This window comes from Rhizobium zaerense (assembly GCF_051810725.1).
Lineage (GTDB): Bacteria > Pseudomonadota > Alphaproteobacteria > Rhizobiales > Rhizobiaceae > Rhizobium > Rhizobium leguminosarum_I.
This window is the reverse complement of sequence record NZ_CM132690.1, coordinates 172,470-193,075: the sequence shown is the minus strand read 5'-3', so window position 1 is coordinate 193,075 and position 20,606 is coordinate 172,470. Positions and strand designations below refer to the sequence as shown.

Genomic DNA, 20,606 nt, shown 5'->3' with positions numbered 1-20,606 from the left:
GGCGCTGTCATCGGGCTTCGTCTCTTCGCGCAAAAGCAAACTGGTGTCAAACACTCTAGTTTGGAATGATTTTAAGAATGGACAGGCGCGGCTAACCGGTCATTTTTGAACGGCATTTGCTTGAAAAACCGGCAGCTGCGTATGCCTCCGCTAAACCGCGTCAACCCTTCCGCTGCATGCGGCAGAAGAAGAAGCCGTCGGTATCGGTGGAGGCGGCGGTCAAAGTCACCGACAGGCCGTCGGAAGAGTGCGGACGCGGGGCGTCCTTGCCGAAGAGCTGATCCCAGGCAGGCAGGGCACTGACGATCTGAAAATCAGGATTGTCAGCCGTGAAGCGGCGCGCCTGTTCCTCGTTTTCCCGAGGCAGGACCGAGCAGGTCACATAGATCAGGTCGCCGCCTGATTTGACGAAGCTGCTCGCCTGCGCCAGCGCGTCCTGCTGCTGGGCGGTGCGCTCGTCGAGGTTCTTCGCCGTCAGCCGCCACTTCGTATCGGGGCGGCGGCGCCACGTGCCGGTGCCGGTGCAGGGTGCGTCGACCAGCACCTTGTCGCAGCGTCCGGCAAGGCCGGAGAGCGCCCTGGCGTCGTCATGCACCTGGACATTGCGTGTGCCCGCCCGCTTCAGCCGCTCGATGATCGGCGCCAGCCGTTTGCGGTCGGCGTCATAGGCGTGAACCTGTCCCTTGTTCTGCATGGCCGCCGCCATGGCGAGCGTCTTGCCGCCGCCGCCGGCGCAATAGTCGAGAACCTGTTCGCCGTCGTGGGCGAGCACTAGGTCGGCGACGATCTGCGATCCCTCGTCCTGAACTTCGAACCAGCCTTTCTGGAACGATAGCTCGGCTGTCACGTTGGGAAGACGCGAGGCGCCTTCGCCGGCGGCAATCCGGATGCCGTGGCGGGCGATCTTCGCTGCATGCGCGTTGGCTCTTTCGAGCGCCTTGACGACCTTGTCGCGGGAGGCTTTGAGCAGGTTGGCGCGCAGATCGAGCGTCGGGCGCGCTGCGAGTGCCTGTGCCTCGGCGAGCCAGCCGGCGCCGAAGGCCCGCTCGAAGGAGGGTTGGACCCATTCGGGAATATCGCCGCGGATATGCGGCGGCGCATCGTCGAGCGAGCGGCTTTGAAAGGCCGAGACGGCGTCGGCTGAAAGCGGCGCCGGCGCGAACTTGTCATCTGCCAGCTCAGTGGCAAGACTGTCTGGCGTGAAACCCCATTGGCGGAACATGACGGCATGGGCAATGGCCGCGGCACTCTCGTCATCCATCAGCCAGGCGTGGGAAAGCCGCATGCGCAGTGCGTCATAGACGATGTTGCCGATCGCTGCACGATCGCCGGAGCCGGCGAAGCGGTGCGCGAGGCCCCAGTCCTTCAGCGCGTCGGCGACGGGCCGCTTGCGGGCATCGATGTCCGCGAGCACAGAAATCGCCCCTTCGAGGCGGCCGCCCAGACGCATTCACATGTCTCCTGTTGCCGTGGCGTGGGAACGACCAGCGCAAACGTGAGTGTCACGCAGTCAATTGTTCACAAGTCTCAACCGCGTGGTAACCGCGATTGACGGCAAGAGCAAGCGCCGCTTCCGGCGCAGTCAGTGCTGGCCTCAGCTGATGATCTGGTAGCAGACCTTCGCAGTGCCGGAGCTCACCATGCCGATATTCTGTGCGGCGGCGCGCGACAGGTCGAGCACACGACCGCGGATGAACGGACCACGATCGTTGATGCGAACGACGACGGTGCGGCCATTGTTGCTGTTGGTGACCTTCACCTTGGTGCCGAAAGCAAGCGAACGATGTGCGGCAGTCAAGATGGCAGGGTTCATACGTTCCCCGGAAGCAGTTTTGGAGCGAAGTGCGTACCATGAAGCACCGCCACAGCCATTGCCAGCAAAACCTTCCGCCGGAAGCATGGAAGAACAGGCTGCAATAGTTACAGCGGCGACAATAGAACGACGTATTTTCTTCAAAACAGAGTATCCCTCAACTATTGAACTCGCGCCCTTGCAGGCGGCGGGGCTTAAATCTGTGAAAAAGTGGCGAAAAAGTGCCGTGCAGCTTCACGGAATATTACAATCTGTAACATTCGTGAGTGTGACGTCGGGATTCCGGGAATGCACGCCGCGCCCAAGCGTGGAAAAAACCTAATAAAATCAGCTAAAATCCGAACGAATTTTCCGAAGGGATAGTTAACGCCTCGGCGTTCACGAAAATCGCGAAAATATTTTTCCGATTTCGCCATATTTACTGCCACATTTGGGCAAATTCAAAGGCCGTTAACCATAAGATGCGGCGAAGATTGTCCGGCCAAAGCGGGAAAGTAGGAATTTCCTACTCATTCTGGGTGAATGCGTCCGTCGCAAACAAGACTGCGTTCTAACCCGCGCCAACATCCGTCCCGCCACAATTGCGCAAGCGACATAGGATAGTTCGGGAAGGAAAATGCGAAGCCGGCGGCCTTCAGTTTGGCATTCGAAACCCGTTTGTTCTCGCCGTAGAAAGTGCGCGCCATCGGCGTCAATTCGGCGGTCTCGAACGCCTGCTCCGGCGGCGATTCTACCCCCATCAGGCGGGCTGCCTCGACGATCACATCCTGCGGCGGGCCGGGTCGGTCGTCGGTGACATTATAGATGCCGCCGAGGCCGCGCTCCGACAGGAAACGCGTCGCCGCGCCGATATCCTCGACGCGGATGCGGTTGAACACCTGGTCCTTCTTGATCAGCCGTCGCGCCGTGCCCTTTTCCAGATTGCAGAAGGCGTTGCGTCCCGGCCCATAGATGCCGGAAAGGCGCAACACCGCCGCCGGCAGGCCGCGCTCCCGGCCCATCGCCAGCCAGCCCTCTTCCGCCTCGAGCCGCTCCTTCGACCGGCCGGAAACGGGCAGGCACGGCGTTTCCTCGTTCACCCAGGCGCCCTGGTGATCGCCATAGACGCCGACGGTCGAGAGATAACCGATCCATTCGAGCTTCGGCAGCAGGTATGCGCCGTCTTTACCGAGCAACCGCAGCAGTGGGTCGGCCTTGCCAGGGGCGATCGACTGCACCAGATGAGTGACGCCGTCCAAAGCCTGGCGCAGCCCCCCTTCGATACTCTCTCCATCGAAAAGGAAAGCTTCGATGCCGTTCTGACGGAGCGCGTCCACTTTGTCAGGTGAGCGCGTGGTGCCGGAAACCCGAACGCCGTCGCCGGCAAAGGCCTTGGCGATCGCCGTGCCGGAATAACCGCAGCCAAAGATCATCACATGCATCAGCCCACTCCCGCCAATCGCCATTCGTTCAGGACGTCGTCATCTCTCTCATCCGCCCTTTGTGCGGCAAAGGCCGCAAATTCGCCAGCCTCCATCAGCCGCAAAAGCGCCCAGACCGCCATGCCGCGCACCACGGGCGAGGGATCCTCCGTAAGTTCGCGACATGGCCCGATGAGCGCCGTCTCGCCGGAATTGCCGGCGGCGATCAGCACGTTGCGGATAAAGCGGTCGCGGCCGATCCGCTTCACCGGCGAGCCGCTGAAAAAGGCACGGAAGGCGGCATCGTCGAGCGTCAGCAGAAAGGCGATCGACGGCTCCTTGAGATCGTCCCGGGCCTGTAGCTTCATCTCGGAGGCGGAGCTTGCGAACTTGTTCCAGGGACAGACGGCAAGACAGTCGTCGCAGCCATAGATGCGGTTGCCGATCAGCCCGCGCAGATCGGGGTCGATCGGTCCCTTGTGCTCGATGGTGAGATAGGAGATGCAACGCCGCGCATCGATCTGGTAAGGCGCCGGGAAGGCAGCCGTCGGGCAGATATCGAGACAGGCGCGGCAGGAACCGCAATGATCGGTCTCGGCTGCGTCGACCACAAGATCGGCGGTCGTGAACATCGTGCCGAGGAACAGCCAGGAGCCATGAACGCGGCTGACGAGATTGGTGTGTTTGCCCTGCCAGCCGAGCCCGGCTGCCTCCGCCAGCGGTTTTTCCATGACAGGCGCCGTATCGACGAACACTTTCACATCGGCGCCCGCCCGCGCTGCAAAGCGCGTGGCGATCTCCTTCAGCCGGCCCTTGATGACGTCGTGATAATCGCGGTTGCGGGCATAGACCGAAATCGCCGCCTTATCAGGCTTGTCGAGAATGCCGCGCGGATCTTCCTCCGGGGCGTAGTTGAGGCCGAAGACGACGACGGAGCGCACCTCGCTCCACAGTGTGCGCGGATCGCCGCGCCGGTCGCGCGTCTCCGCCATCCATTCCATCGTCCCGTGGCGCCCGGCATCGATGAACTGGCCGAGACGCTCCTTGGCTTCGGGGATCGCATCCGGGCGCGTGATACGGCAGAGATCGAAGCCCTTGGCGGCAGATTCCGCCCGGACGAACTCGGTCAAATTGTCGCGGCGGCGGCGTTCTTTGTCGTCATTGTCAGGTTCGGGCATGAAGAGCCCTCGTCAGAAATCCAGATCGGCATAGTGGGAAACCGGTGTCAGTCCGCGCACGCGCTCGGTCAGCATCGGCCGGAAGGACGGACGCGACTTCAGCCGCTGGTACCAGTCCTTGACGACTGGCGAATCCGCCCACTCGATCTCGCCGAGATAATCGAGGATCGAGATCGAGGCCGCGGCGGCAAGGTCGGCATAGCTCATTCGCTCGCCAGCCAGCCATTGACGCGAGCCGGCAAGCCAGGTCAGGTAGCGCATATGCTGGCGGATATTCGCGCGCGCCGTGCGCAAAACCTTCGAATCCGGCGCTCCGCCGCCCTGATCGGCGCTCATCTGCAACTTATAGACACGCTCGCGGGCGAGCGGCTTGGTCACGTCGTTTTCCATCTTCTGCATGAACCATTCGGTCAGCCGGCGGATTTCGGCCCGCTGGAAAGGGTCTTCGGCGAGCAGCCGCCGGTCGCGTTTCAAGACGCCGTGCGTCTCGTCCAGATATTCGGAAATGACGCTCGTGCCGCAAAGCGCGCGCATGCTGTCGTCGACATAGACCGGCAGCGTGCCGGCCGGATTGAGCGCCAGGAAATCCCGGCGCTTCTCCCATGTCTGCTCCTCGATCAGATCCGCCTGATAGCCGTATTCCGCCAGGATCAGCCGAACGAAGCGAGATGCGGATGACATGGGATGATGATAAAGCGTGGGCATCGATACTCGGGCGTTGTGATTGCTGTTACAGGACTGTGTGGCAGCTCGATTATAGCGCCCTAGTCATGACTCATTGGTTGAAGCTATAGGAGTTTGGCCCCGCCAATACAAGCGAATCGGATTTTTCGGGCCATCTGATAATGGCGAAACACGGTCTAACGAACGAATGGAAGCGGCAGCCTGATCGACCCAAGCGCTCAGGCCCGACCGAACTTTAAACCGGAGACAATGTATGGATTATATAAATGCTGCAATACTCGGTGTCATAGAGGGGATCACCGAGTTCCTGCCGATCTCGAGCACCGGCCATCTGATCATTGCCGAGCAATGGCTCGGACATCGGTCGGATATGTTCAACATCGTCATTCAGGCGGGCGCCATCCTCGCCGTCACCATCATCTACTGGCGCCGCCTGGTGGATCTGGTGCTTGGCTGGCGCGACCCCGCCAACCGCGATTATGCCGCCAAGCTGATCGTCGCCTTTCTCATCACCGCGATTCTCGGACTGATCGTCAAGAAGCTCGGCTTTGAACTTCCGGAGACCGCAACACCGATCGCCTGGGCGCTCATCATCGGCGGTATCTGGATGATCTTTGCCGAATGGGCCGCCGCGCGCAGGCCGCCGCATAAAGAGATCACCTGGCTTGTCGCCATCCTGGTCGGCATCGCCCAGATCGTTGCCGGCATCTTCCCGGGAACCTCGCGCTCCGGCGCCACGATTTTCGTCGCCATGCTGGCGGGTACCGGTAACCGCGCCGCGGCGACCGAATTCGCCTTTCTCGTCGGCATACCCACAATGTATGCCGCCAGCGGCTATGAATTGCTGAAGACCTTCAAGGACGGCGGAGCGGCAGGCGAAGACTGGACGGCGCTCGCCATCGCCTTCGTCGTTTCCACGGTCGTCGCCTTCATCGCGGTCAAATGGCTGCTGGCCTATATCAGAAGCAACCGATTTACCCTGTTTGCCATCTACCGCATCATTCTCGGTGTCTTGCTGCTCGGCATGGCCGCGACCGGCTTGATTGCCTGAGACATCCATCCCGCATTGCATTCGCGCAACTCCCGGCGCGAATGCAAATGCCCCGTCGGACCGCACAAACAGGCACCCGATTACCGGCAATGTGCCGATCTCTCAGTTAGTCATTGAGGGGCAGGCGAGACATGACGTTCACTGTCGAGCGCCCTGTTTCAGGCGTTCCGATCGACTGCTTGGTTGGAGCAGGATGCCGGCGCAGGGGCCAGGCTTTTCGTCAATGGATGATCGAAGCCGTCGAGCAAGGATCGACGCCGTAGGCCGGCGAGCAATCGCCCTTCACCGCCGCGACCGAACCGGGCGCAACGAAAGAGCCTGCAAGGATAACCAGCGCCGCACACGCAAACAGGAGCGCGATTGACTTGCCCATCGAGAATTGCCTTTCACAGTGATTGCCGCGCGCGACCGCTGGCGTTGAGTCCGTTGGAAGACGCGCGGGTTTGGTAGTCAGTGGAATGGCAAATAGCAATAAACGTTCCTGCTAAATTTGGCGTTAATTCCACAAAATTTCCGATGCGTCTTTTATGCAACGCCGCTGAATATGCCGAGAACCAGAACACTTCGAACTTGCGCCGGGCTTTGCGGGACACGGCAACGCCAAAAGGCCGCCCGCAGGATCCGCAGACGGCCAAGTCTCGTCGTCTGGAAAAGATACTCAGGCGGCCTTGCCGGTGCCGGTATATTGGCCGTGCGGACGATAGTGCACGAGATAGGAGCCGAGCACCGATGCCACCATGGTGGGCGTAATGCCGAGGCCCTTCAGCGTGCGGCCTTCCGCCTCGGCTTCCCGGGAGACGACATTGTCGCGCTTCAGCAGGCGCACCTGATCCGGCGTGATCGGCGGCGTTATGAAGGGGATCAGCGAGGCGATGCTGCCGATCATCGAAGCGATGCCGAAGGGCAGGGATATCAGCCGGTTCTTGCGGCACGTTACCTTCAGCATCGTCTCGAGACATTCGCGGAAGCTCAGCACCTCAGGCCCGCCAAGTTCGTAGACCTTGCCGCCGGCGACCTTGCCGTCGACGGCGCGGGCGACGGCCTCGGCGACATCCCCGACATAGACAGGCTGGAATTTCGTCTTGCCGCCGCCGACGAGCGGCAGGATCGGCGACATGCGTGCCATCTCGGCAAACTTGTTGAAGAAACTGTCCTCCGGTCCGAAGACGATCGACGGACGGAAGATCACTGCATCGGGCTTGACCGAGAGGATGGCCGTTTCGGCGCGACCCTTGGTGCGGCCATAGGCGGAATCGGATTTCGCGTCGGCGCCGATCGCCGAAATATGCGTCAGCGTCGCACCTGCGCCGCGCGCGGCTTCGGCAACCGCACGACCGCCGAATTCCTGCACGGCGTCGAAAGTGTTGCGGCCGGTTTCGTGCAGAATGCCGACGCAGTTGACGACGTGGCTCGCACCGTCGACGGCGCGGTCAATCGAGCTGCGGTAGCGCAGGTTCGCCTGGACGAAGGAGATCTGGCCGACATTGCCGAGCGGCTGCAGGAAGCCGGCGAGATCGGGACGGCGCACCGCGACGCGGATGCGATAGCCGCGCTTGGCCAGCGCCCGAACCACGTGCCTGCCCACGAAGCCGGACCCTCCGAACACGGTAACGAGCGGCGGCAGGTTGGCAAGGGTCATGGCAGGCTCCTCGAAAGGCTTTGCGGGATGCTGAATTGGCTCTCGTCTTAGACGAATCCCGGCGCGACGGGAAGGCCCATCACGCCGTCAGTTTTTTGCGCATGCGAAGCCGCTCAGACGCCTTCGACGACGACCATTTCCGCATCCGCGACTTCCTGGCGGATTTTGGCGGCGATCTGGTATTCCGGCGAATTGTAGCAGTCGACCGCATGCTGCATCGAGGGGAATTCGATCACCACGTTGCGGGCGCGCGCCTTGCCCTCGAGTTCGGTGAAGGCGCCGCCGCGCGCCAAGAAATTCGCCCCATATTTTTCGAAGGCCGGCTTGGCCGCCGCCACGTAATCCTTGTAGCGCTCGGCATCGCGAACGTCGACGCGGGCGATCCAGTATCCTTTGGCCATGGTCTTCTCCCTTTAATGGTTAGCGGTTTGCCGGCCAGAGTGCGCTCACCATCTCGCTGAGGATCGCGCGGGCGGCATCTCGGGGATCCGGCGCCTTTACGACAGGCCGGCCGACGACGAGATGCGTCGCTCCCGCCTTCAGCGCGTCGAAAGGCGTCATCACCCGCTTCTGGTCGCCTCTGTCGCTTCCGGTCGGGCGAATGCCGGGGGTGACGATCGCCAGGTCGGGACCGACGATCTCGCGCACGGCAGCCGCTTCCTCCGCCGAGCAGACGATACCGCCCATTCCGGCTGCGCGCGCCTGTTTGGCGCGGCGCAGCACCAGGCTGTGCGGATCTTGGCTGTAGCCGGCCTCGGCAAGGTCATCGGCATCCATCGAGGTCAGCACGGTGACGCCGAGCAGACAGAGCCCGGAGCCGGCCGCGGCCTCGACCGCCGCCTTCATTGCTTTCGGATAGGCGTGCAGCGTCAGCATCGACATGCCCATCTTGGCGATGTTCTCGACGCCGGAGGCGACAGTGTTGTCGATGTCGAGCAGCTTCATGTCGAGGAAGATCTTCTTGCCGCCGGCGGCAAGATCGCGGGCGAATTCCAGGCCGCCGGCAAAGACCAGCTGATAGCCGATCTTGTAGAACAGAATGTCGTCGCCGAGCGTGGAAACCAGTCTTTCCGCCTCGCCGATCGTTGGAACATCCAGGCCGACGATCAACCGCTCGCGTGCGTCCATCTGAAGTCACCCTTGCCAGTCTTCGATGGGTGTCCAGTCGCATGATAAGCGGCGATCCGCAAGGCCGAAAGCATAGAGATTGCCGCCGCCGCCCGGCTGGTCGCGGTCGCGGGAAATCGGTCTGCCCGCCAGATGGCATTTGAGCAGCGTGCCGACGCCGCCATGGCCGACGAAGGCGATCGGCGCCCTGGCTTCATGCGTCGCAAGAACGGCGTTCACGGCCTCGACGATGCGGCGTTGCGCATCGACGGCGCGCTCCCAGCCCCTGAAGCTTTGTTCCGGATGGGCGAAGAACCAGTTGGCGGCCTCTTCGAACTGCGGCGGCGGCAGGAAGCCGGTGGCCGAGCGGTCGTTCTCATGCATGCCGTGGACGATCTCGACTGTCACGCCGGAGGCTTCCGCCAGGATTTCGGCCGTCTCGATCGCCTTCGTCTCGTCGCTGGAGACGATGCGCCGCAATTGCCTCGCCCAGCCGCTCTCGGCCGCTTTGCGGGCGCGCGCCGCGCCGACATCGGAAAGCCCCCATTTCGGCACGGGCACGTTCGCATCGATCCTGACCTGCGGATGGGTGATATAGATCCCGAACATCTCAGCCGCGCCTGTAGATCCAAAGCTGCGCCGGCGGAATGTTGCGCATGACGAAGTCGAAATGCTGGATATGGTAGCGGTCGGGATTGGCCGCGATCGGCGAGATCGCGCCGTAGGAAATCTGCACCATCGGCCGGCCGGCCGGCAGGCGATCGAGCAGGCTTTCAAGCAGCGAGATGCGCTTCGCCATCGGGAAATTCAAAAGCGGAATGCCCGAGACGACGGAATCGAACATCTGATCGCTGAAATCGCCGAGCGTCTTCTGCAGATCGAAGGCGTCGCCGTTGATGAAGTGCACGCCGGGATAGGTCCGCTTGAGATGTTCGTGGAAATCCGTCGAATATTCGATCGCCACGAGATTTTCCGGCCGGACGCCGCGGCCGAGGATGGCCTTGGTGATGGCGCCGGTGCCGGGCCCCAGTTCGAGCACCGGCAGCCCCGAGTGGAGGTCGACGACGCTTGCCATGCGCTTCGCCGTGATCGAGGAGGTCGGCACGATCGAGCCCACCGTCTTCGGCCCCTGCATCATGCCCCGGAAGAAGCGGATCTCGTCGTCGAACCTCTTGCCCAGCCGTTCCTTCACCTTGACCCGTAAGCGCATTCTCCACCCGTCCGCATGTTGATCGAATGCCTTAATATGCCGCTTGTCGCTTAAGGGACAAGGATTTTCGCAACAAGGACATCGACATCAACAGCTCATGCGGCTTTCGGCGCCGAACCCGGCATGAGATCGGCAAGCCTTTCGCTCAAATGATCGGCGTCGACGGGTGCGCGCAGCTTCACGTCGGTATTGTCGAAATAGAGATAGACGTCGCGGCCCTTGTTGCGCGCTGGTACGGGCGCCAGCACCCGCGTCGCATCGTCAGGTTCTTCGCCCGTGGCCCAGGCGCGGATGCGTTGTGCCCACATGTCGAGCGCTTCGTCCTCATAGCCGCTGATATAGAGCTTTTCGGAACCATGCAGGCGGCAGTAGATGAAATCGGCGGTGATATCCATCAGCAGCGGCCATTGCACCGTATCGGCGCAGACGAGGGCGACCTTGTGGCGCCTGAGCATCTCGATGAAGGCGGGTGCGCGGAAGCTTTCGTGGCGAATCTCCAGCGCATGCCGGATCGGCTGATGTCCGTCGCATGTAAGCCAGGCCGGTGCCTTGATATGCCAGTCGTGCCGCTTGGCAAGCGCTATCGCTGCGTCGCGGTCGTGCGGCAGCAGCGACAAAAAACTTTCGAACAGGGATGGGTCGAAGACCATGTTCGGTGGGAATTGCCAGAGGATCGGCCCGAGCTTGGGGCCAAGCCGCAAAACGCCGGAGGCGAGGAAATTGGCGAGCGCCGTCTGGATATCCTGCAGCCGCAGCATATGGGTGATGAAGCGCGGTCCCTTGACGGCGAAGACGAAATCCTCCGGTGTCTCGTCGCGCCAGCGGCCGAAGCTTTCGGGCCGCTGTAATCCGTAGAAGGTGCCGTTGATCTCGATCGACCGGAAGTGCCGGGCGGCGTAGGAAAGTTCCTGCTTCTGCGGCAGGTCCTTCGGGTAGAATTGGCCGCGCCAGGGCGCATAGGTCCAGCCGGATATGCCGATGCGCACCGTTCCCGTCTTTTTCACCATGGGATCCTCCGTTTTGACAGGAGGAAAAACGGCAATGGGCGGCCTTCGTTCCCGTCAGACGCGCATCGGCATCAGTACGTAGAGCGCATCGTCGCCCGCCGTGTCGCGGATCAGCGTCGGCGAGCCGGCATCGGCAAGCAGGAAGATCGCTTCCTCGCCGGAAAGCTGGGCGGTGATGTCGAGCAGGTACTTGGCGTTGAAGCCGATTTCCATCGCATCCGTGTCGTAGCCGACGGCGACTTCCTCGGTCGCACTACCGGAATCGGGATTGTTGACGGTCAACATCAACTGCCCCTCGGAAAGCGCCAGCTTGACGGCGCGGCCACGCTCGGAGGAGATGGTCGAGACGCGGTCGACGGCCTGTGCGAAACTCGTGCAGTCGACCCGCATTTCCTTGTCGTTGCCCGTCGGGATGACCCGCTGATAATCCGGGAAGGTGCCGTCGATCAGTTTCGAGGTCATGACGATCGAGCCGATCGTCAGGCGGATCTTGGCGTCGGAGACCTCGACGGTCACCGTCACCTCGGGATTATCGACCAGCTTCTGCAGTTCGCCGACCGTCTTGCGGGGAATGATGATGCCGGGCATGCCCTCGGAGCCGGAGGGCGCATCGACATCGGCGCGCGCCAGCCGGTGGCCGTCGGTCGCAACCGCCCTGAGTTTCAGCTGGCCGTTGCTCTCGATTGTGTGGAAGAAGATGCCGTTCAGATAATAACGCGTCTCTTCCGTCGAGATTGCGAACTGGGTGCGGTCGATCAGCATCTTCAGATCGGTCGCCTTCAGCTTGAAGGAATGCGTGAAGGTGCCGGCTGTGAGATCCGGAAAGTCCGATTCCGGCAGGCACTGCAGCGAGAATTTCGAGCGGCCGGATTGCACGGTCATTGAGCCGCCATCGGTGCTGGTGGCAAGCAGCACTTCCGAGCCGTCGGAGAGCTTGCGCACGATATCGTAGAGAAGATGGGCGGGAACGGTGGTGGCGCCGGGCTGCTCGACGCTTGCCGGGGTCGCCTCGGTGATTTCGAGGTCGAGGTCGGTCGCCTTCATGTCGAGCTTCTGGCCGTCGGCCTTGAGCAATACGTTGGACAGGATCGGGATCGTGTTGCGACGTTCGACCACGCGGTGGACGTGGTTCAGCGATTTCAACAGGTTTGACCGCTCAATAGTAATACGCATGGGATGCTACCGCTTTCGACCGTGACTGTCCGGGCGCGTCGAGCACCCGAAGAATGCTGTCCCGGCCTGAGGCCGGGGGAGTGGACGGGCAAAATGGCAGACTTCAGCATTGCTTTGCAAGAGGCATGGACGCCGGCGCTCCTGCATTTGCGGTTTTCCAGATCAATGCTCACAGAAATCCGAACCCTTGCCGAAGCGGTGCGGCTCGCCCATAAGGGCTTCGATGCCGGCGACGAGCCGGCGGGACGAAAGCAAATGGCATGACTGAGGAAACGACAGCGGACGCCGCCAGCCGGCGAAGCTTCCGCCTGCACAATATGGCGGTGCCGGCGCGGCCGCTGGAGCCGGCGCTCTATCTCGTCGCCACCCCCATCGGCAATCTCGGCGACATCACCCTGCGCGCGCTCGAAACGCTGGCCGGCACCGACGTGCTTGCCTGCGAGGATACGCGCGTCACCCGCGTGCTGCTCGACCGTTACGGCATCCAGAACCGCCCTTTCGCCTATCACGAGCATAATGCCGACGAGGCTGGCCCAAGGCTGCTGCAGGCGCTCGAAGCTGGCCGCTCGGTGGCGCTGGTTTCCGATGCCGGCACGCCGCTCGTCTCCGATCCCGGTTATCGGCTGGCGCAGCAGGCGATAACGGCAGGTTACCGCGTCATCCCCATTCCCGGCGCCTCAGCCCCGCTCGCAGCCCTTGTCGGCTCCGGCCTGCCGAACGATGCCTTTCTTTTCGCCGGTTTCCTGCCGGCCAAGGACAAGGCCCGCCGCGACCGCCTCGGTGAACTTGCCGCAGTACCCGCGACGCTGATCTTCTTTGAATCGCCGCATCGCATCGGCGCAACGCTTCTCGCCGCCGCCGATGTGCTGGGCGCCGCCCGGCCCGCCTCCGTCTGCCGTGAGATGACCAAGACCTATGAGGAGTTCCGCCGCGGCACGCTTGCCGACCTTGCGGCGCATTATCAGCAGGTGGAAAACGTCAAAGGCGAGATCGTCCTCGTGATCGGTCCGCCGGAGCCGGTCGAAACGGATGCGGCCGATGTCGAAGCCATGCTGGCCGACCTGTCGAAGTCGATGCCGACGGCCAGCGCCGCGACCGAGGCCGCCCGCCTCACCGGCCTGCCGCGCAAGGTGCTCTACCAGCGCCTGCTGGAGATCAAGAACGCCGATGGGCGATAATGATCTCACCGCGATCAGAAGGAAGGCGCTGCGCCGGGGCCGCATGTCGGAATATGTCGCGGCCGCTTTCCTGATGCTGAAGGGCTATCGCATCCTGGCGCTGCGCCATCGCACCCGGCTCGGCGAGATCGATATCATCGCCCGCAAGGGCGATCTCGCCGTCTTCGTCGAGGTCAAGGCCCGCCGTGGCGAGGCCGCGGCGGTCGATGCCGTCTCTACCGCCGCACAGAAGCGCATAAGGGCGGCAAGCGATCTCTGGCTCGCCCGCCAGGCGGATCAGGCCCGCCTTTCCCAGCGTTATGACATTGTGGCGATCATGCCCGGCCGATTGCCGCGGCACTTTATTGATGCCTTCTGACCTCCTTCCGACCTATCGGATTTCCGGATCGTTAAACTTTTAGTCCCCGCGTGAACCAGGTTCTTACGACTCTCTGCTACCCCAAATCTCGGTAGGGATAACAATTGGGGGTTGCTTCATGGCCTGGAAGCTGATGCTTGCAAGTGCGGTCGCCACGGCCGCGCGCTCGGTGCCGTATGCCGTAACGAAGCCGGCCGGAAAATCCTTCGTCGCGCATGCGAGCGATCTGTTGCCGCTGAAATCCACGCCGATCAATCCGGACTGGATCGTCAGCGGCTATCCGCAGGCCCGCACCGCCGAACATTCGCGCGGCCATGACGAGGCGTCACTAACGGCGATCTGGGATTGCACGGCGGGCGAATTCCGCTGGTATTTCGGCTGGGACGAGACGGTGATGATCCTCGAAGGCGAGGTGCATATCACCGCCGAGGACGGCACCGAACGAACCCTGCGTGCCGGCGACGTCGCCTTCTTTGCCGGTGGAACCTGGGCAAGCTGGCGGGTCGACAATTACGTCCGCAAGGTCGCGTTCCTGCGCAAACCCTTCCCGAAGCCCTTGGCGATCGCCTACCGCCTCCGCAACATGCTGCGCAACAGCGGCAACCAGGGCATCGCTGCCTGAAAACTGCGACCGGAAGCCCCTGATTGCCCGTTGCGTTTGGTATCTGGCCGACCTACATCTGTCCGGCATTCAGCGAGGGATGGAAATGGCCAAGATCACCAATGTAGCGGTCCAGATGGACCATGTCGCAGGCATCAATATCGCAGGCGATTCCACCTTCGCCATGAGCCTGGAAGCCCAGGTACGCGGCTACAAGCTCTTCCATTACACCCCCGAACGCCTGAGCTTTCGCGACGGCAAGCTCTATGCCAGCGTCGAGCCGATGGTGCTGCGCGACGTCAAGGGCGATCATTTTGAACTTGGCGCGCCGGAGCGCGTCGATCTCGCGACCATGGATGTCGTGCTGTTGCGCCAGGACCCGCCCTTCGACATGGCCTATATCACCTCGACGCATCTGCTCGAGCGCATCCATCCGAAGACGCTCGTCGTCAACGATCCGGCCTGGGTGCGCAATTCGCCGGAAAAGATCTTCGTCACCGAATTCGCCGACCTGATGCCGAAGACGCTGATCACCAAGGATGCCGACGAGATCCGCCGCTTCCGCGACGAGATGGGCGATATCATCCTGAAGCCGCTTTACGGCAATGGCGGCGCCGGCGTCTTCCATTCGACCCGCGACGATCGCAACCTCTCTTCGCTGCTCGAAATGTTCGGCCAGCTTTTCCGCGAGCCCTTCATCGCCCAGCAATATTTGCCTGACGTGCGCAAGGGCGACAAACGCATCATCCTAGTCGACGGCGAATTCGCCGGCGCCATCAACCGCGTGCCGGCCGAGCATGACAGCCGCTCCAACATGCATGTCGGTGGCCGCGCCGAGGCGACCGAACTGACGCCGCGCGAACAGGAAATCTGCACCCGCATCGGCCCGGCGCTGAGGGAGCGCGGCTTCCTACTCGTCGGCATCGATGTGATCGGCGATTACATGACCGAAATCAACGTCACCTCGCCCACCGGCATCCGCGAGGTCAAGAAATTCGGCGGCGCCGATATCGCCAGCCTGCTTTGGGATGCGATCGAGCGCAAGCGCGGCTGAGCCAGCCGCCCATGACCGTTCTGGTCCCGCACCCCAAGCACAAACCAAGGTCACAGCGGATGCCTGACTACGTTCTTTGATTGTTCTTGTTTTATTCCAGATTCCATGCCAGATTGCAACCGCTGGCCCTGAACGGCCGGGGGCGGTATAAGAGTTTGCGGCAAGGGGATGGGCATATGGTCGCGCGTGTCAGTACGGTGGCATTTCAGGGCATCGAAGGTGTGCCGGTCGAGGTTCAGGTCATGGTCGCGCCCGGCAAGGTCGGCATGCAGATCGTCGGTCTGCCCGACAAAGCGGTGGCCGAAAGCCGCGAGCGCGTGCAGGCAGCCCTCCACGCCTCCGGCCTGGCCCTGCCGGCAAAGCGCGTGACCGTCAATCTGGCGCCGGCCGACCTGCCGAAGGAAGGTTCGCATTTCGACCTGCCGATCGCGCTTGCCCTGATGGCGGCGCTCGGCGCCATTCCCGCCGATGCACTGTCGGATTTTGTCGTCGTCGGCGAACTCAATCTCGACGGAACGATCGCCGCCATCTCAGGCGCGCTGCCGGCGGCGATCGGCGCCAATGCGCTCGGCAAGGGGCTGATCTGCCCGGCCGAAAGCGGCGCCGAAGCCGCCTGGGCAGGCGCCGAGGTCGATATCCTCGCCCCGCGCAGCCTGATTGCCCTTGCCAATCATTTCCGCGGCACGCAGGTCCTGTCCAGGCCGGAAGCGTCGATCCGCGCCAATGCCGCAAACCTGCCGGATCTCGCCGAGATCAAGGGCCAGGAAAGCGCCAAGCGCGCGCTCGAAGTGGCTGCTGCCGGCGGTCATAATCTTTTGATGGTCGGTCCTCCGGGCTCCGGCAAATCGATGCTGGCGGCAAGGCTGCCGTCGATCCTGCCGCCGCTTTCGGCCGCCGAGCTGCTGGAGGTCTCGATGGTCCATTCGATCGCCGGTCAGCTCTCCGGCGGCAAGCTTTCCGATCGAAGGCCCTTCCGCACCCCGCATCATTCCGCCACCATGGCGGCTCTCGTCGGCGGCGGGATACGCGCCCGCCCGGGCGAAGCCTCGCTTGCCCATCACGGGGTGCTGTTTCTCGACGAGTTTCCCGAATTCACGCCGCAGGCGCTGGATGCGCTGCGCCAGCCGCTCGAAGGCGGCGAATGTGTCATCGCGCGGGCCAATCACCGCGTCTCCTATCCGGCGAAATTCCAGCTGATCGCGGCAATGAACCCCTGCCGCTGCGGCATGGCCGGCGAGCCCGGCCATAGCTGCGCCCGCGGCCCGCGCTGCATGAGCGATTACCAGGCCCGCATCTCCGGCCCGCTGATGGATCGCATCGATATCCGCATCGACGTGCCGGCCGTCTCCGCCGCCGATCTGATCCGGCCGATGGCGGCTGAAACCAGCGCGGACGTTGCCCGCCGTGTCGCCCGCGCCCGTGAAATCCAGCAGGAGCGCTTCGAAAGCACCGGCGCAAAAGGCATCGGCACCAATGCCCGCTGCTCCACCGCGATGATCGAGAAACTGGCCGAACCCGATGCCAGCGGCCTGCAGCTGCTGCGAGACGCCGCCGAAAAGATGAAATTCTCCGCCCGCGGTTACCACCGCGTGCTCAAGGTCGCCCGCACGCTCGCCGATCTCGACGGCAAACCGACCGTCGGCCGCATCCATCTCGCCGAAGCGATTTCCTATCGCATTGCCGGAGAGAGGTTAACGGCTGCGGCCTAAGAAGAAGGGTGGATGCGCGCAGATATTTTGAAGTATTAGTCGTCAGGCCGCCTACCTCCGTCGATCCGTCAATCGCGTTTGCGCTGATCGCTGCCAAAACGGGCGCGTTGCCAGCCGCGATCGGCGCGAATGCCGTGGCAAGGGGATGATCTGCCGAAGGCGGTGCCGAAGCTGCCTAGGACGCCGATTTAGGCATCCTCCATGTCGCTTAATCCATTAGGGGCAAGAGCCTCTCCTCACTTCGTTGCTCTTTACAATATTAGCTTCGGCTGAAAAAATCTTAAGAAGGATGTCGGTCTGTTCGACATAGTCGATCGGAAGTGAAGGATGAGAAAGCCTGTCGCCGGGGATGCCCATGAGTAATGAATTTCCGGGCTCAAACGCCAAACCCTGGGAAGTCCTAAACTTGGCGAATGCCTACTCTCGCGCTTCGATCCTCCTATTCAGCGAGGGTCAGAAGCAAGTTGCACTATCCATCGCACCAGCTCGAATGTGCGCCATTCACGCCATTGAACTCTACTTAAACGCCTTCCTGCGTCATGAGGGCGTTACTCCGGAGGAAATACGAAAACGGATGCACAATCTCGCTGAGCCAATGTTCGTTGCTAAACTTAAACTGAGAAAAAAGACTGCCCTGCATCTGGAAGCAATGACAGCAAAGCGTGAGTACCTCATCTCGCGCTATGCTCCGGAGCGGACGAAAGAGCACACTGAGCTGAATCGTTTGCACGCGACAATGGCGGAAGTCATGGCAAAGGTTCGCAATCATTTGGATTCAACTAGCTCAAGTGGGACATCGACAATCGTTATTCCGGATTTCCACAGAACTTTCGTCGGACTTCGATTGGGATGCAGGTGACGGCATAAAAGAAGGGGCGCCGAAGCGCCCGCTATTTTGCAAGATAAATGGCCGCAGGAAAGGCCCCAGGCACAGCCACCGTTAGCTCCCCAGCCCTTCAAACAGCGCCGTCGACAGATAACGCTCTGCGAAGGACGGGATGATGATGACGATGTTCTTGCCGGCGTTCTCCGGACGGATGCCGACCTTGATGGCGGCGGTCAGCGCCGCACCCGAGGAGATGCCGACCGGCACGCCTTCGAGCCGGGCGACGAGGCGCGCCTGTTCGAAGGCCTCGTCATTGGTTACGGTGACGACCTCGTCATAGATGCCGGTATCGAGGATCTTCGGCGCGAAGCCGGCGCCGATGCCCTGGATTTTGTGCGGGCCGGGATTGCCGCCGGAGAGGATCGGCAGATCGGCCGGCTCGACGGCGATGATCTTGATCTCGGGCTTGCGGCTTTTCAGAACCTGTCCGACGCCGGTGATCGTACCGCCGGTGCCGATGCCGGAGATGACGATGTCGACCGTGCCTTCGGTATCATTCCAGATTTCCTCGGCCGTCGTCTTGCGGTGGATCTCGGGATTGGCCGGGTTTTCGAATTGCTGCGGGATGACGGCATCGGGAAGCGAGGACGCCAGTTCCTCGGCCTTAGCAATGGCACCCTTCATACCCTTCGGTCCCTCGGTCAGCACCAGCTCGGCGCCGAGCAGCGCCAGCATCTTGCGGCGCTCGACGGACATCGTCTCCGGCATGGTGAGGATCAGCCGGTAACCCTTGGCGGCGGCGGCAAAGGCAAGCGCGATGCCGGTGTTGCCGGAGGTCGGCTCGATCAGCACCGTCTTGCCGGGCGTGATCTTGCCCTGGGCTTCGAGGCTTTCGATCATCGCGACGCCGATGCGGTCTTTGACCGAGGCGATCGGATTGAAGAATTCGAGCTTGCCGATCAGGTTCGCGACGACGCCTTTTTCCCGCGCCAGCTTGTCGAAGCGCACGAGCGGCGTGTCGCCGATGGTCTCGGTGATCGAGGAATAGATGCGGCCGCGGCCGGGCTTGTGCGACATGGGTGCTCTCCCTTTGAAATCCTGCTCCTAAAATCGAGGGGGAGAATAGGGTCAAAGGCCCGTCTAGGCCAGACCGCGTTCGACCTGGAGGAGCGATCAGGAGAGAAAAAAACCTTTGAAAACCGTTTCTTGCCGAATGTTTATTTCAGGCCGCCCGCGTGGCGATAAAGGTGGCCGTGCCGGCGAGGATGCCGGCGGCAACCCGGTTCAGCGCCTGCAAGGCGCGCGGCTGCTTCAGCATCGTGCGAGCCCGCGAGGCAAGCAGCATATAGGGCACGAGCACGACGATCAGCACGACGAATGTGACGGCGAGCAGGATCGCATAGTCTCGCAGGCCGATATTGCCGATATCGATCAGCGTCGGCACCAGGGCGACATAAAAGAGCATCGTCTTCGGATTGCCGAGCGTCACCAGCAGGCCGGAGAGGAAGGATAGGCCGATATTGGTGGATTTGCGTGCCGCGATATCCTGCGGCAGCAGCCCCGCTGTCCAGAGTTTCCAGGCAATGTAGCCGAGATAAAGGGCGCCGGCGATCTTGATGACGATGAAAACCTCGGTGAAGGTCTGCGCCACGAAGGCAAGGCCGAGAATGACCGCCGTCAGATAGGTCATGTCGCCGAGCACCAGGCCGAGACCCATGAAGAAGGTCTCGCGGAAATTCGAGCCGAGCGCACGCGCGACGATCGCGGTGATCCCGGGTCCCGGAATGGCCGCGGCGATGAACAGCGCTCCGGCATAGGTGATCAGGACGGTGAGGCTCATCTTCTTAACCCTCAGGGGTTCCACCGCCCATCTATAGGCAAGCGCCGCTTCCTCATCAATGCTTTGGCGCTGATCGATCCATAACCATAAGGAATAGGTCTGCTGGACCATGATCTACTTGGAAAGCGACCAAGCCTTGCTATTTCTCTCTCTGCAAAAGCGCGATCAGCGCGGCCCGCCGCGGTTTTCCCGGCCGGTGGCGCTGGAGATTTTCATCACCAAGGAGAGATTAAATGTCCCATACGCCAGCCAGATCCCGCAGGCTTTCGCCACTCAAGACGCCGTCCAGCCTGTCGACCAACGCCATTACCGATATTTCGGCAGCGCTGACCGCACTGCTCGCCGATGTCTTTACCCTTTATGTGAAGACCAAGAATTTCCATTGGCACATGTCCGGCCCGCATTTTCGCGATTATCATCTGCTGCTCGACGAACAGGCGGAACAGATCTTTGCGATGACCGACGACATTGCCGAGCGTGCCCGTAAGATCGGCGGCGCGACGCTGCGCTCCATCGGCCAGATCGCTCGCCAGCAGCGCCTTTCGGACAATGACGCGGATTTCGTCACGCCCGAGGACATGTTGTCGGAACTGCGCGAGGACAACGCTCAGCTCGTTTCGCTGCTGCGCGAGGTGCATGGCCTCTGCGACGAGCATAATGATGTCGCGACCGCCAGCCTGATCGAGAACTGGATCGACGAGGGCGAGCGCCGCACCTGGTTCCTGTTTGAAACGACGCGCCCGCAGAGGTAATGTCGGCAACCCGGCGTCTCAGCCAT

The 20,606-nt window shown here is 62.1% G+C and carries 23 protein-coding genes; 8 read left to right on the top strand and 15 right to left on the bottom strand.

What is annotated here, in order from left to right; translation table 11 throughout:
- Positions 1-160: 160 nt before the first annotated feature.
- The 5 genes from ACS4RR_RS00980 to ACS4RR_RS00960 form a co-directional block, all read right to left on the bottom strand.
- Complete coding sequence (locus ACS4RR_RS00980; RefSeq protein WP_456189583.1) at positions 161-1,450, bottom strand: RsmB/NOP family class I SAM-dependent RNA methyltransferase; 1,290 nt, start codon at positions 1,448-1,450, stop codon at positions 161-163.
- Positions 1,451-1,594: 144 nt separating this feature from the next.
- The gene (locus tag ACS4RR_RS00975; protein WP_017966657.1) at positions 1,595-1,957 is read right to left on the bottom strand and encodes a septal ring lytic transglycosylase RlpA family protein; all 363 of its coding nucleotides are present in this window, start codon (positions 1,955-1,957) and stop codon (positions 1,595-1,597) included.
- A 365-nt stretch (positions 1,958-2,322) separates the two neighbouring features.
- Complete coding sequence (locus tag ACS4RR_RS00970) at positions 2,323-3,234, bottom strand: SDR family oxidoreductase (RefSeq protein ID WP_456189582.1); 912 nt, start codon at positions 3,232-3,234, stop codon at positions 2,323-2,325.
- Positions 3,234-4,391 carry a tRNA epoxyqueuosine(34) reductase QueG gene (gene queG, locus ACS4RR_RS00965; protein WP_456189581.1) on the bottom strand — a complete coding sequence of 386 codons (1,158 nt, stop codon included), beginning with the start codon at positions 4,389-4,391 and terminating at the stop codon, positions 3,234-3,236. Before queG ends, ACS4RR_RS00970 begins: the two co-directional genes overlap by 1 nt.
- Positions 4,392-4,403: 12 nt before the next feature.
- The gene (locus tag ACS4RR_RS00960) at positions 4,404-5,096 is read right to left on the bottom strand and encodes a glutathione S-transferase family protein (RefSeq protein WP_162115458.1); all 693 of its coding nucleotides are present in this window, start codon (positions 5,094-5,096) and stop codon (positions 4,404-4,406) included.
- Positions 5,097-5,328: 232 nt separating this feature from the next.
- Between ACS4RR_RS00960 and ACS4RR_RS00955 the strand changes: the two genes are divergently transcribed.
- Positions 5,329-6,126: an undecaprenyl-diphosphate phosphatase gene (locus ACS4RR_RS00955; RefSeq protein WP_260297587.1), complete on the top strand. Its 798-nt coding sequence runs from the start codon at positions 5,329-5,331 to the stop codon at positions 6,124-6,126.
- A 220-nt stretch (positions 6,127-6,346) separates the two neighbouring features.
- On the opposite strand, the gene ACS4RR_RS00950 is transcribed toward ACS4RR_RS00955, so the two are convergent.
- The 8 genes from ACS4RR_RS00950 to dnaN form a co-directional block, all read right to left on the bottom strand.
- On the bottom strand, positions 6,347-6,499 hold the full coding sequence (locus tag ACS4RR_RS00950; protein ID WP_003544729.1) for a hypothetical protein: 153 nt from the start codon (positions 6,497-6,499) through the stop codon (positions 6,347-6,349).
- Positions 6,500-6,784: 285 nt separating this feature from the next.
- Complete coding sequence (locus ACS4RR_RS00945) at positions 6,785-7,765, bottom strand: complex I NDUFA9 subunit family protein (RefSeq protein WP_260297589.1); 981 nt, start codon at positions 7,763-7,765, stop codon at positions 6,785-6,787.
- Between the two features lie 113 nt (positions 7,766-7,878).
- A complete protein-coding gene (locus ACS4RR_RS00940; protein ID WP_017966663.1) occupies positions 7,879-8,166 on the bottom strand; it encodes a DUF1330 domain-containing protein in 288 nt (95 codons plus the stop codon).
- A 19-nt stretch (positions 8,167-8,185) separates the two neighbouring features.
- Entirely contained in the window at positions 8,186-8,893 is a 708-nt protein-coding gene (gene pyrF / locus ACS4RR_RS00935; protein ID WP_260297591.1) for an orotidine-5'-phosphate decarboxylase, read from the bottom strand.
- Between the two features lie 6 nt (positions 8,894-8,899).
- The gene (locus tag ACS4RR_RS00930) at positions 8,900-9,481 is read right to left on the bottom strand and encodes a histidine phosphatase family protein (RefSeq protein ID WP_222280064.1); all 582 of its coding nucleotides are present in this window, start codon (positions 9,479-9,481) and stop codon (positions 8,900-8,902) included.
- A gap of 1 nt (position 9,482) precedes the next feature.
- The gene (pmtA, locus tag ACS4RR_RS00925) at positions 9,483-10,082 is read right to left on the bottom strand and encodes a phospholipid N-methyltransferase PmtA (RefSeq protein ID WP_260297592.1); all 600 of its coding nucleotides are present in this window, start codon (positions 10,080-10,082) and stop codon (positions 9,483-9,485) included.
- Between the two features lie 95 nt (positions 10,083-10,177).
- Positions 10,178-11,089, bottom strand: a complete 912-nt coding sequence (locus tag ACS4RR_RS00920; protein WP_260109894.1) for a DUF72 domain-containing protein — start codon at positions 11,087-11,089, stop codon at positions 10,178-10,180.
- Positions 11,090-11,143: 54 nt separating this feature from the next.
- A complete protein-coding gene (gene dnaN, locus ACS4RR_RS00915) occupies positions 11,144-12,262 on the bottom strand; it encodes a DNA polymerase III subunit beta (protein WP_162115452.1) in 1,119 nt (372 codons plus the stop codon).
- 260 nt (positions 12,263-12,522) lie between these two features.
- Here dnaN and rsmI point away from each other — a divergent pair, with 260 nt between their 5' ends.
- The 6 genes from rsmI to ACS4RR_RS00885 all read left to right on the top strand — a co-directional run bounded on the left by rsmI (position 12,523) and on the right by ACS4RR_RS00885 (position 18,021).
- Positions 12,523-13,440 (top strand): 16S rRNA (cytidine(1402)-2'-O)-methyltransferase, encoded by a 918-nt coding sequence (rsmI, locus tag ACS4RR_RS00910; RefSeq protein WP_456189580.1) that lies wholly within the window; start codon positions 12,523-12,525, stop codon positions 13,438-13,440.
- Entirely contained in the window at positions 13,430-13,798 is a 369-nt protein-coding gene (locus ACS4RR_RS00905; RefSeq protein ID WP_222280060.1) for a YraN family protein, read from the top strand. Before rsmI ends, ACS4RR_RS00905 begins: the two co-directional genes overlap by 11 nt.
- 118 nt (positions 13,799-13,916) lie before the next feature.
- A complete protein-coding gene (locus ACS4RR_RS00900) occupies positions 13,917-14,420 on the top strand; it encodes a cupin domain-containing protein (protein WP_260297595.1) in 504 nt (167 codons plus the stop codon).
- Positions 14,421-14,505: 85 nt separating this feature from the next.
- Positions 14,506-15,453, top strand: a complete 948-nt coding sequence (gene gshB, locus ACS4RR_RS00895; RefSeq protein WP_260297596.1) for a glutathione synthase — start codon at positions 14,506-14,508, stop codon at positions 15,451-15,453.
- A gap of 176 nt (positions 15,454-15,629) precedes the next feature.
- Positions 15,630-17,162: a YifB family Mg chelatase-like AAA ATPase gene (locus ACS4RR_RS00890; RefSeq protein WP_131627796.1), complete on the top strand. Its 1,533-nt coding sequence runs from the start codon at positions 15,630-15,632 to the stop codon at positions 17,160-17,162.
- 355 nt (positions 17,163-17,517) lie between these two features.
- Positions 17,518-18,021 (top strand): hypothetical protein, encoded by a 504-nt coding sequence (locus tag ACS4RR_RS00885; RefSeq protein ID WP_260297598.1) that lies wholly within the window; start codon positions 17,518-17,520, stop codon positions 18,019-18,021.
- A gap of 81 nt (positions 18,022-18,102) precedes the next feature.
- On the opposite strand, the gene cysK is transcribed toward ACS4RR_RS00885, so the two are convergent.
- Positions 18,103-19,065 (bottom strand): cysteine synthase A, encoded by a 963-nt coding sequence (cysK, locus tag ACS4RR_RS00880; protein WP_456189579.1) that lies wholly within the window; start codon positions 19,063-19,065, stop codon positions 18,103-18,105.
- A gap of 145 nt (positions 19,066-19,210) precedes the next feature.
- Complete coding sequence (locus ACS4RR_RS00875; protein ID WP_222385536.1) at positions 19,211-19,828, bottom strand: LysE family translocator; 618 nt, start codon at positions 19,826-19,828, stop codon at positions 19,211-19,213.
- Positions 19,829-20,061: 233 nt separating this feature from the next.
- Here ACS4RR_RS00875 and ACS4RR_RS00870 point away from each other — a divergent pair, with 233 nt between their 5' ends.
- Positions 20,062-20,580, top strand: a complete 519-nt coding sequence (locus ACS4RR_RS00870; protein WP_456189578.1) for a Dps family protein — start codon at positions 20,062-20,064, stop codon at positions 20,578-20,580.
- Positions 20,581-20,606 lie beyond the last annotated feature (26 nt).